Annotated in this window: 11 protein-coding genes; 6 read left to right on the forward strand and 5 right to left on the reverse strand. The window is 58.8% G+C overall.

Translation table 11 applies throughout. The annotated features are described in order from the left end of the window. The first annotated feature begins 32 nt into the window (after positions 1 to 32). A complete protein-coding gene (locus LJU29_RS17325) occupies positions 33 to 824 on the forward strand; it encodes an IclR family transcriptional regulator (protein ID WP_257110986.1) in 792 nt (263 codons plus the stop codon). Between the two features lies 1 nt (position 825). Here LJU29_RS17325 and LJU29_RS17330 read toward each other — a convergent pair whose 3' ends face one another. Continuing rightward, positions 826 to 2,397, reverse strand: coding sequence for a sensor domain-containing diguanylate cyclase (locus LJU29_RS17330; RefSeq protein WP_057423430.1), 1,572 nt, complete (start codon positions 2,395 to 2,397; stop codon positions 826 to 828). A 356-nt stretch (positions 2,398 to 2,753) separates the two neighbouring features. Here LJU29_RS17330 and LJU29_RS17335 point away from each other — a divergent pair, with 356 nt between their 5' ends. Further along, a complete protein-coding gene (locus LJU29_RS17335) occupies positions 2,754 to 4,952 on the forward strand; it encodes a putative bifunctional diguanylate cyclase/phosphodiesterase (protein ID WP_057454620.1) in 2,199 nt (732 codons plus the stop codon). A gap of 58 nt (positions 4,953 to 5,010) precedes the next feature. Here the strand turns inward: LJU29_RS17335 and hppD are convergent, their stop codons facing one another. Continuing rightward, positions 5,011 to 6,087 (reverse strand): 4-hydroxyphenylpyruvate dioxygenase, encoded by a 1,077-nt coding sequence (gene hppD, locus LJU29_RS17340; RefSeq protein ID WP_257110987.1) that lies wholly within the window; start codon positions 6,085 to 6,087, stop codon positions 5,011 to 5,013. Positions 6,088 to 6,231: 144 nt separating this feature from the next. Next, positions 6,232 to 6,867: a maleylacetoacetate isomerase gene (maiA, locus tag LJU29_RS17345; protein ID WP_005744496.1), complete on the reverse strand. Its 636-nt coding sequence runs from the start codon at positions 6,865 to 6,867 to the stop codon at positions 6,232 to 6,234. A 159-nt stretch (positions 6,868 to 7,026) separates the two neighbouring features. On the opposite strand from maiA, the gene glcD reads away from it, so the two are divergent. From glcD to LJU29_RS17365, 4 genes are read left to right on the forward strand one after another with little or no spacing between them, the layout of a single operon-like run. Then, positions 7,027 to 8,526 carry a glycolate oxidase subunit GlcD gene (gene glcD / locus LJU29_RS17350; RefSeq protein ID WP_057423427.1) on the forward strand — a complete coding sequence of 500 codons (1,500 nt, stop codon included), beginning with the start codon at positions 7,027 to 7,029 and terminating at the stop codon, positions 8,524 to 8,526. Beyond that, positions 8,526 to 9,584 carry a glycolate oxidase subunit GlcE gene (glcE, locus tag LJU29_RS17355; protein ID WP_057454618.1) on the forward strand — a complete coding sequence of 353 codons (1,059 nt, stop codon included), beginning with the start codon at positions 8,526 to 8,528 and terminating at the stop codon, positions 9,582 to 9,584. Before glcD ends, glcE begins: the two co-directional genes overlap by 1 nt. A gap of 2 nt (positions 9,585 to 9,586) precedes the next feature. After that, positions 9,587 to 10,819: a glycolate oxidase subunit GlcF gene (gene glcF / locus LJU29_RS17360; RefSeq protein WP_057423426.1), complete on the forward strand. Its 1,233-nt coding sequence runs from the start codon at positions 9,587 to 9,589 to the stop codon at positions 10,817 to 10,819. A gap of 35 nt (positions 10,820 to 10,854) precedes the next feature. Next, complete coding sequence (locus LJU29_RS17365; protein WP_002554153.1) at positions 10,855 to 11,262, forward strand: heme-binding protein; 408 nt, start codon at positions 10,855 to 10,857, stop codon at positions 11,260 to 11,262. 78 nt (positions 11,263 to 11,340) lie between these two features. Here LJU29_RS17365 and LJU29_RS17370 read toward each other — a convergent pair whose 3' ends face one another. Both LJU29_RS17370 and gntR read right to left on the reverse strand, forming a co-directional pair. Next, entirely contained in the window at positions 11,341 to 12,312 is a 972-nt protein-coding gene (locus LJU29_RS17370; RefSeq protein WP_002554154.1) for a WD40 repeat domain-containing protein, read from the reverse strand. 328 nt (positions 12,313 to 12,640) lie between these two features. Next, a complete protein-coding gene (gene gntR / locus LJU29_RS17375; RefSeq protein ID WP_057423425.1) occupies positions 12,641 to 13,657 on the reverse strand; it encodes an HTH-type transcriptional regulator GntR in 1,017 nt (338 codons plus the stop codon). Positions 13,658 to 13,709: the final 52 nt, after the last annotated feature.

Raw genomic sequence — 13,709 nt, forward strand, 5'->3', positions numbered from 1 at the left:
AAGCTGCCTTTCCCGATCGGCGCACAGCACCCATGACCCAGGACATCGAAAGACCGACAGGCGGACGTCAGCAAAAGGTTCAGGCCGCCGAAGTTGGGCTGGGCGTGCTCAAGGCGCTGGCCGATCTGTCGCCCTCCACTTCCCTGTCGAAACTGGCCGAGCATCTGGGCATGCCTGCCAGCAAGGTTCATCGTTATCTACAGGCGCTGATTGGCAGTGGCTTTGCCGAGCAGGATGCTGTCAACAATCACTACGGGCTGGGGCGCGAAGCGTTGCTGGTCGGGCTGGCCTCACTCGGCAAAATGGACGTGCTGAAAGTATCGGCACCGTGGCTGACCAGCCTGCGTGATGAACTGAACCAGACCTGCTTCCTGGCGGTATGGGGCAACAAAGGGCCGACCGTGGTGTATGTCGAAGCGTCGATGGGCGCAGTGACGCTGGTGACGCAGATCGGCTCGGTGCTGCCGTTGCTCGGCTCGTCTACCGGCCTGGTATTCGACAGCTTTCTGAACGAGCGCGAAACCGCTGCGCTTCGCGAGCAGGAAATACCTTTGCTGAGTGCCGACCAGTTGCGCGACGTCAAGCTGCATATCGAGCAGATCCGTACGACGGGCGTCCACCAGATTCAGGGCTTGCTGATGCCGGGCATAAACGCAGCCTCTTCGCCGCTGTTCGCCATGGGCAACAAGCTGGTAGGCGTGATCACCGTGGTTGGGCCGGGATCGGTGTTGAACGACGAGACGCAGAATCTGGCGGCCAGGCGGCTTTTGCAAACGGCGCAGGCCATCAGCGAGCGTATGGGCGGTAGCCGTCCGTCAGACTGACTCAGGAAGAGGCGGTTGATACCCTGGCAAAATGGCTCGCTCCATGCCAGCCGTGAATCAGCCGACCTTCGACGCGGTTACGCCCTTTGGTTTTGGCCAGGTAAAGCAACCGATCCGCTTCCGCTAACGCGGCGGTATGTCCATCCTTCTCTGCTGCGTTGATCGACACCACGCCCGAGCTTATGGTCAGTTTGCCCAGCGGGCTGGCCGAGTGCTCTATATGATTGGTTTCAACGGATGATCTGATTTTTTCCGCGATCTTCAGCGCCCCTGCCAGGTCGGTTTCAGGCAGCAGAATGACAAACTCTTCGCCGCCGTAACGTGCCGCGATATCCCCAGCCCGGTCAAGACTGTTGCCTATGAGCCCAGCCACTTGCTTCAGGCAGTCGTCTCCCTGCAGATGACCGTAGGTGTCGTTGTATTGTTTGAACCAGTCAATATCCAGCAGAATGATCGCGATAGTTGCAGTATTCCGGCTCGCCCGCCCCCACTCCTGCTGCAAGGCCGCATCGAAGCAGCGTCGATTGGCCAGGTGCGTGAGGCTGTCCGTGTGAGCGATGATCTCCAGCTCGTTCCTGGCGATGTTCAGTTCACCTTCCGCATTGATCAACTGCTGGATTTGCCGGTACAGCAGGACACCAAGCAAAACCAGCGCAAGGATAATAATGCCGGTGATGGTCATGGACCGGTGTGCATAGGCCCACCAGGGCGCGAACACATGCTGACAGGAGACGCCTGCAGCGGCGACGATCGGCAACCCGGACACCCGCCGATAGGCGTAGATCCTTTCCACTCCGTCCACCACGGAGTTGATCACCGCGGTGCCGCTGTCGCTGTAGGGCAGATAGCGAGTGAAGATATCGCCCTTGGCGACATTGGTGGTCATCAGTGCGGTTAATGTGGGGCGCCGCGCCAGCAGGTCGCCATTGTTCAGAGCGAGAAAGATCACCCCCTTGTCGTCTACATCCATGCGCTGGAAAAACGCCTGGAAATAAGCCACCGGTACGGTGGCCAGTGCAACGCCAGCAAAACTGCCATCCGCAGCATTGATACGCCGACTGACCGGGATGACCATATCCCCGGTATTACGGCTTTCTACGATAGACCCTACATGAATGGACGGGTCAGGGTTACCGCGATGGTAAATGAAGTAATCGCGGTCTTCGTTGTTTCTGGTGTGCACGCCGTTGGCAAAGGAATTGGCGACCCAGTTGCCCTGAGCATCGTAGATGAACAGCCCCTGAAGCCCTTTGACGTTTATCAGGTCTTGAGCCATCAGCCTGGTCAAGCGGCTTTGCTGCTGGCCTGCGACCCCGTCCTGTTCCACACGCTCGACAAGGTCACGCAGCGTATTGTCAGCCTGTTGCAGGGTGTCCTGAGCCTGCTGCTCAGCGGCAAGCACGATATTGGACACCGCAATCCTGGCGGTGGCCGCGCGCTCGAGCTTCGACTGGTTCATCTGCCAGACGGTAGCCAGGGTCAGCGATAGACAAACCAGGGCAATGAAGCCGATCAACGCTTTGCTGAGCGCCGAAGGTGTAAGCCTCGTCGAAATAAAGGAAAACCGTTTCATAGGGTTGTCATCAAATTGGCAGTGAACCCCGCCATGCAGTTTCCATACCTTAGCGCCACTAACCCGAATACGTTGTTACACCGAGGTCACGCGGGGCTTAGTTGAATGAATGCCCCGCAGGCTAGTTGCTCAAGAAGTCATTACAGGTATTCGGTTTTTTGACGATACAGCTTCTAAGCTGCTAGAGGCAGCTACCGATACACTACTGTGAGAGGTGCTGCAATGTATCGAACTTTGCTTTTCCGGCATGGCGCAAGCGCGTGTTGGCAGGGTGTTTTCACCGATGCCGGCACAGCGGCATTGTACATCGATCGCTTCGCGTTTCAGGCGCGATCAGCTTATAGCGATGACCTCAAATGAGTACTTACCCAGTCGGCGATGACGACGAAGAGCGTATTCGGATTTTGAATACTTTTTCGTTGATGGATACCCCACCTGAGCACGAATACGATCAGATCGTGCAAATGGCATCGCGGATTTTCGATGTGCCCATTGTGCTGATTTCGCTGGTTCATCGCGATCGGCAATTCTTCAAGGCGCGTATCGGCCTCGATGTCTGCGAAACGGGTCGTGACGTCTCATTCTGTAATTTTGCACTCATGGGCCGTAACGTTTTTCTGGTGCCTGATGCATTGCAGGATGAGAGGTTCAGCTCAAACGCCTTGGTAGTAGGCGCTCCCTATATTCGCTTTTATGCCGGGGCGCCGCTGATAACCGCCAGCGGTCATGTGCTGGGCAGCCTGTGCCTGATCGACAATAAACCTCGGGAGACTTTCTCGCAGCGAGATCAATGGGTTCTTCAGGATCTGGCGGTCATAGTCATCGAAAGAATGGAGTTGCGTCGGCTTGCGCTTGAGAATGAAGACAGCCACGCCCGCTTCATGAATATCACCTCGACTTCACCCGACGCGATTATCTGCTCGGACAGCAAAAACCGGATCATCTCATGGAACAACTCGGCCGAGCTCATTTTCGGGCATCGATCCGAGGACGCCATGGGAAAGCCTCTCGACATTATTATTCCGCCCGAAATGCGCTCCAGGCATCATGCAGGTTTGTCGAGGGTGGCGTCAGGCGGCCCGACATTCATTATCGGAAAATCCATTAACCTGACGGCCATACATCGCGACGGTCATACAATCCCGATCGAGCTTTCGCTCTCACAATGGACGTATGCCGGCGAGCCACAATTCGGGGCGATCATTCGTGACGTCACCCAGCGTGTCGAGGCGGACAAATTACTCAAGCATGCGGCTGAATACGATCATCTGACCGGGCTTGCCAATCGATCGACACTCAAAAGGCGGATCAAGGAGGCGTGCGATGCGCAGCTGCCAGCAGCTATCCTGCTGATCGATCTGGACGGTTTCAAGGACGTCAACGACACGCTGGGCCACGCTGCGGGTGATTTTGTGCTCAAGGTGACCTCTCAGCGTCTTCGCGAACACGTACCGGCCTGCCATATGGTCGCCCGTCTGGGCGGCGATGAGTTTGTCGTATTCCTGTCAGACACGGCAGACCCTGACAACGCAACCAGGCTGGGCCTGGCGCTCATAGCGGTCATCGAGGAGCCGATTGAGTTTGAAGACAATTCAATCTACATCGGTGCCAGCATCGGCGTCTCCGTAAGGTCCGGCTCCGACTACGACGAGGAGCAAATGCTCGGCAATGCGGATCTGGCGCTCTACCAGGCGAAGTCTGACGGACGCTCCCTTGTTCGCACCTTCACCTCCGAGCATCGACAGACCGCGTCAAGAAGAGGCGCGCTCAGCTCATCGATGCGTCAGGCGTGGGCCAACAAAGAGTTCGAGCTGTACTACCAGCCTCAGGTACGACTTGCGGACGGTCGTATTACCGGAGCCGAAGCCCTTATACGCTGGAACCATCCGACACTGGGTGTGGTGTCTCCGGCGGTTTTTCTACCTGCACTGGAAGCGGGTCTTCTCGCGGTACCGGTGGGCGAATGGATCCTGCGCTCGGCCTGTGAGCAGGCAGCACAATGGCGAAACACCGGCTGTGACGAATTTCGCATCGGCGTCAATCTGTTCGCCGCTCAGTTTCGCATGCGTGACTTTGCCGAAATGGTTGAAAGTGCGCTTGAAGACTTTTCCTTGCCGGCACACTCACTCGAGCTGGAGATCACGGAAAACATCATCCTGCGAAACGAACAACGCATTATGGAACCGTTGCGCCACCTTCGCTCATTGGGTGTAGGCATTGCATTCGACGATTTCGGTACCGGCTATGCGTCCCTGAGCCTGCTGAAAGACTATCCGGTGACACGGCTGAAAATTGACCGCTCATTCGTAAGTGGCGTGGAGCGCAGCAAGAAAGACGAAGTCATCATTGAGGCCGTTATCAGGCTGGCGAACGGCTTCAATCTCCAGGTCACGGCAGAAGGCATAGAAACCCGCGAGCAGGAAAGTCTGATGCGCCATTATGTGTGCGACGAGGGTCAGGGCTATTTGTATGGTCGTCCCATGCCAGCGCATGAATTTACCGAGCGTTATATCTCGTCTCTCAATCGGCAGGCTGACGTGCTCAAGCACAAATGACTCAGAACGAGCCTGAGCAGGCTCGTCTGATCGCAAGGCGGACACTTCCGGTTATCGCTCAATCCGGCGTCAGTACGCCACGCTGTATCTGGTCACGCTCGATGGATTCGAACAGCGCCTTGAAGTTGCCTTCGCCAAACCCGTCGTCGCCCTTGCGCTGAATGAATTCGAAAAACACCGGACCCATCAGCGTTGCGGAGAATATCTGCAACAGCAAGCGACGCTCGCCGCCTTCGGAAGAGCCATCGAGCAGAATACCGCGTGACTTGAGCTCGGCCTCCGGCTCACCGTGATCGGGCAGTCTTCCCTGAAGCATTTCGTAGTAAGTATCCGGCGGCGCCGTCATGAAACGCATGCCGGTTGTCTTCAGCGCGTCCCAGGTCTTGATCAGGTCATCGGTAAAGAACGCTACATGCTGAATGCCTTCGCCATTGAACTGCATCAGGAACTCTTCAATCTGCCCCGCACCCTTGGACGACTCTTCGTTCAGGGGAATGCGGATCATGCCATCCGGGGCGGTCATGGCCTTTGAGGTCAGACCGGTGTATTCGCCCTTGATGTCGAAATAGCGCAGCTCGCGGAAGTTGAACAGCTTTTCATAGAACCCTGCCCAGTACGCCATGCGCCCGCGATACACGTTGTGGGTCAGGTGATCGATGAATTTAAGGCCGGCACCGACCGGGTGGCGATCGACGCCTTCGATGAAGTTGAAGTCGATGTCGTAAATCGAGGTGCCCTCACCGAAACGGTCGATCAGGTACAGCGGCGCGCCACCGATGCCCTTGATGGCGGGCAAGCGCAATTCCATGGGGCCGGTGGCGATTTCCAGCGGTTGTGCGCCCAGTTCAAGTGCCCGGTTGTAAGCCTTTTGCGCGTCTTTCACGCGGAACGCCATGCCGCACACAGAAGGGCCATGTTCGGCGGCAAAGTATGAGGCCAGACTGTGCGGCTCGTTGTTGAGGATCAGGTTGATCGCGCCCTGACGATACAGGGTCACGTCCTTGGAGCGATGGGTTGCGACTTTGGTGAAACCCATCATCTGAAACACAGGCTCCAGGCTGTTGGGGGGCGGTGACGCGAATTCGATGAACTCAAAGCCCATCAGGCCCATGGGGTTTTCGTAGAGATCAGCCATGACTGGCTCCTTGCAGGAAAAGTGAGAGTGGTTAAACCAGCGCAATCACTGTCCTGCGGGCGGCGCACACGGGATCCCTCGCACGCTGTGCGCGAGAAAATCACCGAATATCAGTTGCAGACCAAGAATCTTCATGAGGGCAGCCTACTCCGGCTTGTCCGATTGTGCATCAGGGTGTGCCTGTTGAAAGGCCGGATGTTGCATGGCCAGACGCTCGACCCGCTGGATACGCGGGTATGCACTCAGTTGGACGTTGTAGCGATGGGCTGCATACAGCTGTGGTAACAGGTAAATGTCCGCAAGGCCGGGGCTCGTACCAAAACAGAAACCATCCTTTTCGATCAACTGCTCGACGGCCTGCAAACCTTCGCCGATCCAGTGCTCGATCCAGCTCAGAATAGCGGGTTCGTCGTGACCCAGACCGCGTAACCGGTTGAGTACCGAAACGTTGTGCAAGGGGTGAATGTCACAGCCGACCAGCGCCGCAACGGCCCGCTGGCGCGCACGCAGAACAGCATCCTGCGCCAGTAACGCAGGCTGCGGGTAGCACTCTTCCAGGTATTCAATGATCGCCAGTGACTGGGTGATGACCACGCCATCGTCCAGCCTCAATGCAGGCACCCTGCCCTGCGGGTTGACCGCCTTGTAGCCGGGTGTGCGCTGCTCGCCGCCATCAAGCAGCAGGTTGACCGGGATCGCAGCGTAATCCAGCCCTTTTAGGGCCAACGCAATACGCACACGGTAACTTGAGGTCGAGCGGTAGTAAGTGAATAGGTCCACGGAAGTCGCCTGCCTGACGCACGGGTGCTGTGTTTATTATTTTCGTAACCACATTACGTAATGCGTAAATTGCGCGATCCGCCTGACGCTGTCAACTCAAGCCTTGTGCTGAATGAGCTAGGATGCATTAACCCGATAAAAACAACGCTGGGTGCCTGCATGAATATTCTTTATGACGAACGCATCGACGGCCTGCTGCCCGCAGTCGACAAGCAACAATTGCTGCACGAGCTACGACGCCAACTGCCCGACCTGGACATTCTGCACCGCGCCGAAGAGCTTCGGCCCTACGAGTGCGACGGGTTATCGGCCTATCGCACCACGCCGATGCTGGTGGTGCTGCCACGGCATGTCGAAGAAGTGCAGACGCTGCTCAAACTGTGCCATGCGCATCGCGTGCCGGTGGTCGCTCGCGGCGCGGGCACCGGGTTGTCGGGTGGCGCACTGCCACTGGAGAAAGGCGTGCTGCTGGTGATGGCGCGCTTCAATCAAATCCTCGCTATTGATCCGGCTGCTCGTCTGGCGCGGGTCCAGCCCGGCGTACGCAACCTGGCCATTTCCCAGGCAGCAGCACCCCACGGTCTGTATTACGCACCCGACCCTTCCTCGCAAATCGCCTGTTCCATCGGCGGCAACGTGGCAGAAAATGCAGGCGGCGTGCATTGCCTCAAATACGGACTGACCGTGCACAACCTGCTCAAGGTCGAGATACTGACCGTCGAAGGCGAGCCAATGACCCTGGGCAGCGACACGCTGGACTCACCGGGCTTCGACTTGCTGGCACTGTTTACCGGCTCCGAAGGCATGCTCGGTGTCATTACCGAAGTCACGGTCAAGCTGTTGCCCAGGCCGCAAGTGGCCAAAGTGCTGCTGGCGGCGTTCGATTCCGTGGAAAAAGCCGGCGGTGCGGTGGCCGATATCATTGCCGCAGGCATCATCCCCGGCGGGCTGGAGATGATGGACAATCTGGCGATTCGTGCCGCCGAGGATTTCATTCACGCAGGCTATCCGGTTGATGCAGAAGCCATCCTGCTTTGCGAGCTGGACGGGGTCGAAGCCGATGTACATGCCGATTGCGAACGGGTTCGCGAGGTATTGACACTGGCTGGCGCGACCGAAGTGCGTCAGGCGAAAGACGAGGCCGAACGGGTGCGCTTCTGGGCTGGGCGCAAGAACGCCTTCCCCGCCGTGGGCCGTCTGTCACCGGATTACTACTGCATGGACGGCACTATCCCACGACGCGAGTTGCCAGGGGTATTGCGCAGCATCAAGGAGTTGTCAGCGCAGTACGGCCTGCGCGTGGCAAATGTGTTTCATGCTGGCGATGGCAACATGCACCCATTGATCCTGTTCGATGCCAATCAGCCGGGTGAGCTGGAGCGCGCCGAGGCGCTGGGCGGCAAGATCCTTGAGCTGTGCGTCGAGGTCGGCGGCAGCATCACCGGCGAGCATGGTGTCGGTCGCGAGAAGATCAACCAGATGTGCGCGCAGTTCAACAGTGACGAACTGACTTTTTTCCATGCCATCAAGGCCGCATTCGACGCCAGCGGCCTGCTCAACCCCGGCAAGAACATCCCGACCCTGCATCGCTGCGCGGAATTCGGTGCCATGCATATTCATGCCGGGCAATTGCCGTTTCCCGAACTGGAGCGCTTCTGATGAGCGAGATGGACAAAGACGTCAGCCAGGCTCTGCTCGATCGGGTAGGTCAAGCGCTGCGGGACAGCACGCCGTTACGGATTCAGGGTGGCAACAGCAAAGCCTTTCTTGGCCGTGAGACAGCAGGCGAGGTGCTCGATACCCGCGAACACCGTGGCATCGTCAGTTACGACCCGACAGAACTGGTGATCACCGTCCGCGCCGGTACGCCGCTGAGCGAGCTGATGCAGGTGCTGGACGCCGCAGGCCAGATGCTGCCCTGTGAGCCGCCCGATTTTGGCTGCGCAACGCTCGGCGGCATGGTCGCCGCAGGACTGTCGGGCCCGCGCCGCCCCTGGAGCGGGTCGGTGCGTGATTTCGTGCTGGGCACCCGGGTCATCACCGGCCTCGGCAAGCATCTGCGCTTTGGCGGCGAAGTCATGAAAAACGTTGCAGGCTATGACGTTTCACGCCTGATGGCAGGCAGTTTCGGCTGCCTTGGGGTGCTGACCGAGGTGTCGCTCAAGGTGCTGCCCAAACCGCGTCTGTGCAGCAGCATCGCGTTGCAGATGGACAGCTCGCAAGCCTTGGCCCGCCTCGCTGAATGGGGTCAGCAACCTATGCCCATCAGCGCAGCCAGCCACGACGGTCAAGTGCTGCGCCTGCGTCTTGAGGGCGGCGAAGGCTCGGTGGCAGCAGCCCATGAGCGGCTCGGTGGCGAAGTGTTCGATGGTGCTTACTGGCAGCAATTGAATGAGCAGCGTCTGCCCTTTTTTCTGGACCCGCGACCTTTATGGCGGCTCTGCGTACCTGCCCAAAGCGCCGTACCGGAACTGCCAGGCGAGCAACTGCTCGACTGGGGCGGCGCACAACGCTGGCTGAAATCCGACGCAGACGGCGAAACCATTCGAGCGATCACCACGGCGGCTGGCGGGCATGCAACCTGCTACAGCCAGGGCGTTGTCGACAACCCGTTCCAGCCGCTGGCCGCACCTGTACTGCGTTACCACCAGGCCCTCAAGGCCCGGCTCGACCCGCAGGGCATTTTCAACCCCGGCCGACTGTACGCGGAGTTTTAAGCATGCAGACCACATTGAGTGAACACGCCAGAACCCTGCCCCGCGCCGAAGAGGCCGAACACATCCTGCGCAGTTGCGTGCATTGCGGTTTCTGCAATGCCACCTGCCCGACCTATCAACTGTTGGGTGATGAGCTGGACGGCCCGCGCGGCAGGATCTACCTGATCAAACAGGTGCTCGAAGGCCAGCAAGTCACCGAAAAAACCCGCTTGCACCTGGACCGCTGCCTGAGCTGCCGCAATTGCGAAACCACCTGCCCGTCCGGCGTGGATTATCACAACCTGCTGGACATCGGCCGTGCAGCGGTTGAGGCCCTGGTGCCCCGCCCGCTTGGCCAGCGGTTGCTGCGTGAAGGCCTGCGCCAGGTAATTCCCAATGCCGGATTGTTCCGTTTGCTGACCGGAATGGGCATGAAGTTCAGGCCCTTGTTGCCGCAGACACTGGCAACCAAACTGCCTGCAACAGTCCATGCTGCCGGGCTGCGGCCGACCACTCGTCATGCGCGTCAGGCGCTGCTGCTTGATGGTTGCGTGCAGCCAGGTCTGTCACCTAATACCAAAGCTGCCACGGCACGCGTGCTTGATCGTCTGGGCATCGGTATTACTGCGGTCAGCAAGGCCGGATGCTGCGGCGCCGTGGATTACCATCTGAATGCACAGGAGGCAGGTCTGAACCGGGCGCGGCGCAACATCGACGCCTGGTGGCCCGCGCTCGAAGGCGGTGCCGAAACCCTCATCCAGACGGCCAGCGGTTGCGGTGCATTCGTCAAGGACTACGGTCATTTGCTGCGCCACGACCCAGCCTATGCAGACAAGGCCGAGCGCATCAGTGCGTGCACAAAGGATCTGGTCGAGGTACTGCGTGACGAGCCGCTGGAAACCCTGGGCATCAAGGTCGACACGCGACTGGCGTTCCACTGCCCATGCACCTTGCAGCACGCACAGAAACTTGGTGGTGAAGTGGAACGCGTACTGACTCGTCTAGGCTTCAACCTGACCCAGGTGCCGGACGGCCATTTATGCTGCGGCTCTGCCGGCACCTATTCAATCACTCAGCCGGCCTTGGCCCGTCAATTGCGCGACAACCGCATGAACGCGCTGGAAAGCGGCAAACCTCAGGTCATCGCCACCGCCAATATCGGTTGTCAGACTCACTTGGCCAGCGCCAACCGAACTTCGGTACGGCACTGGATCGAGCTGATTGATGAAGCGCTTGGCACTCTAGAATCTCGCTGAACTCCTATCCAATAACCACTGCTCCGGAGCAACCCATGAAAATCAAAGCCGTCCTTACCCAAACCGAAGTGAGCCTGATGCTCGGTGCCGCACGCGACGAGGCCCAGGCCAATGGCTGGGCTGTGGCCATCGCTGTCGTTGATGACGGCGGCCATCTGCTCGCATTCGAGCGACTGGACGACGCGTCGCCGATCAGCAGCTATATCTCGATCGAAAAAGCCCGCACCTCGGCACTCGGCAAACGTGAGTCCAAAGGTTACGAAGAAATGGTCAACGGCGGGCGTACGGCATTTCTCAGCGCCCCGCTGCTGACCTCGCTGGAAGGCGGCGTTCCGGTCATCGTCGACGGCCAGGTGATTGGCGCGGTGGGTGTTTCCGGCGTCAAGGCCGAGCAGGATGCACAAGTGGCCAAGGCCGGCATCGCGGCGCTGAATGCCGACTGACAGCGCAAGCCGCCGATGACTATATACAACCGGCCACTGCGCCCGCGTCATCCGCCTTGGCAGGTTTGGCAGGCGCACCTACAGCCTGTAGATCGAAATCCAGCTCATGTCCGGGTGGGAGGAGTAGATATACGTACCGGTCCTGTTGAGTACTGCGCCGCCCACCGAAGGAAAATAGGCGATACAGGTGGCGATTCCCTTCACAGTGTCGATCCGGTAGACGTCGTAATTGCAGGTGTAGATCGCATACACATAGCGCTCATCCGGCGTGACGCCTATGACTTTTACCGGATAGCCCTGGGTACCTATCTTCTCCCGATAAAACATTTTGTTGGTGGCGGCATCGATAATGTACACCTCGTCGATTCCGCCCACATACAGCCAGGCGCCATCGGAACTGAAGGCCATCGACCGCGGATCGGAAAACCCGGGAATATCATGCTGCAGGTAATCCACCCTGCTGATTGCAAGAACATCGGTGGGTGCCGTCCGGTCGACCAGCATCGTTGCGTAAAACCGGTCATTCAGGGGGCTGATCCCGAGGGCCAGCGACGCATTGGTCAGGGCACCCAGATCAAACTCGTTTTCGACCGTGTAGTTCTCGGTCTCGATCAGGCGGATAAGCCCGCCAAGCGCATTCTGAAAGGACAGGCAGATAAACCGGCCATCCGGGCTGCACAGGATGCGGTTGACGTTGGCAGCCGGAAGTATCCTGATGACCTCGCGCAAGCGAGTGTCCACCACGTAGCACCTCTTCTGACCAATGGTATAAAGCCGTTTCCCATCGGGGCTCAGGGTAATCGCACCCGCGCCTGCCCGCTTGATACTGCCAACCACGCTTGCACTGGCGATGTCGACCACGCTGACTTCGCGGCCACTCTCATGAGCGACATACAGCGTAGTTTCATCGGGACTGATAACGATCTCAGCGGGTACAAAGCCCAGCGGGATAATGCCGGTCAACCATGCGATGTCCAGAGGGACTCCTGAACCGACCGGGTCTGCGATGTGAGTCAGAGCTCTAACGTTTTGAGATGCTTTTTTTTGCATTTCTCTCACCCTTCAATAGGTCTTGTAAGACCGCCAGGACGGGGAATAGATAAGAAGATATATCCCCGTCATCCAACGATGCGGCCAAGACACTTATGCCGCTCCGATCCAAAAACGTAGGGTCATTGAATACTCAACACGAGGGGATGGGTACTGTCAGAAATAACAGTCCAGACGCACCGAAACCGTTCGAATGAGGGTATCAGCAGCGTTGCAGGACAGGGCCGTCGGGCACTCCAGCCCAGCGCCGGGAAAGCCCGGAGCGCAACGACCACTGGTCAGCGTGATAGCCAGGGGGGAAGCATGCAGGGATGGCCTTAATAAATACTCAGGAGCTCTCCCGTACCATCAGCTCAAACCCCAGATCCACCTGCGAATGCTGCGTGACCCCGTCGAGCAGGCCCAGCAGCACCTGTGCAGCACGCTGCCCGACTTCCTCCCTGGGCGTGCGTATCGAGGTCAGGCGCGGCACCATGTGGGCAGAACCGGGCAGGTCGTTAAAGCCCACCAGCGATACGCGTTCGGGAATGGCGACGCCCAGACGCAAAGCCTCAAGGGCAGCGCCCTGCGCCAGGTCGTCATTGCAGAAGAAAACTCCGTCGACATCCGGATGTTGCTCCAGCAGGCGGGCAAACAACTCACCACCCAAGCCAATCGAGGACGACTGAGGCGTCGAGACCTGCAGCTCGGGGTCGAACAGCCCGGCGTCTTCCAGCACCTGGCGAAACCCGGCCCCGCGCTGCAATACGCGAGGGTCGAGCTGAGCGGCCATGTAAGCCAGTCGACGACGACCACGCCCCAGCAGATGGCGTGCGGCTTCTGCCCCGGCCTGCTGTTGCGAGAAGCCAACGCAATAGGCACCGAGTCGATTATCGAGCTCCATCATGTGCACGCAAGGCACGCCGCTGGTTTCAAGCATCTGGCGCGACGCTGCGGTGTGATCGAAACCGGTCAGCAGAATACCGCGAGGACGATTGACCAGATGGTTGCGCAGCAGTTTCTCTTCCTCATCGGGCGAATAGTGATAGTTGCCGATCACCACGTCCAGACCACGGATGCGCAATACGTCCTGAATGGCCTCCAGCGTCTCGATAAACAACTGGTTGGAAAGTGAAGGTACCAGCACAACGACGGTCTGGCTGAAGGAAGAGGCCAGCGCCCTGGCTGCAGAATTTGCGACATAGCCCAGGGTCTGTGCCGCAGCGCGGACCTTTTCCGCCAGCTCCGGCGCAACGGTGGTAACGCCGCGCAGCGCCCGGGAGGCCGTGATCGGCGAAACGGCAGCAAGCCTCGCCACCTCATTGAGCGTAGGGCGACCAGTAGAGCGGGAACCAATGCGGATCATGCGTTGCCAACTAACATAGGGGTTGCCAAATGTGTCGAATGCCCCATAAGGT

This window comes from Pseudomonas ficuserectae, assembly GCF_024584585.1.
Taxonomy (GTDB): domain Bacteria; phylum Pseudomonadota; class Gammaproteobacteria; order Pseudomonadales; family Pseudomonadaceae; genus Aquipseudomonas; species Aquipseudomonas amygdali.

Coding starts and splice junctions, on each gene's coding strand:
- gntR (WP_057423425.1), bottom strand. CDS start 13,657: ATGATCCGCATTGGTTCCCGCTCTACTGGTCGCCCTACGCTCAATGAG.
- LJU29_RS17335 (WP_057454620.1), top strand. CDS start 2,754: ATGAGTACTTACCCAGTCGGCGATGACGACGAAGAGCGTATTCGGATT.
- LJU29_RS17330 (WP_057423430.1), bottom strand. CDS start 2,397: ATGAAACGGTTTTCCTTTATTTCGACGAGGCTTACACCTTCGGCGCTC.
- LJU29_RS17365 (WP_002554153.1), top strand. CDS start 10,855: ATGAAAATCAAAGCCGTCCTTACCCAAACCGAAGTGAGCCTGATGCTC.
- LJU29_RS17325 (WP_257110986.1), top strand. CDS start 33: ATGACCCAGGACATCGAAAGACCGACAGGCGGACGTCAGCAAAAGGTT.
- glcF (WP_057423426.1), top strand. CDS start 9,587: ATGCAGACCACATTGAGTGAACACGCCAGAACCCTGCCCCGCGCCGAA.
- glcD (WP_057423427.1), top strand. CDS start 7,027: ATGAATATTCTTTATGACGAACGCATCGACGGCCTGCTGCCCGCAGTC.
- glcE (WP_057454618.1), top strand. CDS start 8,526: ATGAGCGAGATGGACAAAGACGTCAGCCAGGCTCTGCTCGATCGGGTA.
- hppD (WP_257110987.1), bottom strand. CDS start 6,087: ATGGCTGATCTCTACGAAAACCCCATGGGCCTGATGGGCTTTGAGTTC.
- LJU29_RS17370 (WP_002554154.1), bottom strand. CDS start 12,312: ATGCAAAAAAAAGCATCTCAAAACGTTAGAGCTCTGACTCACATCGCA.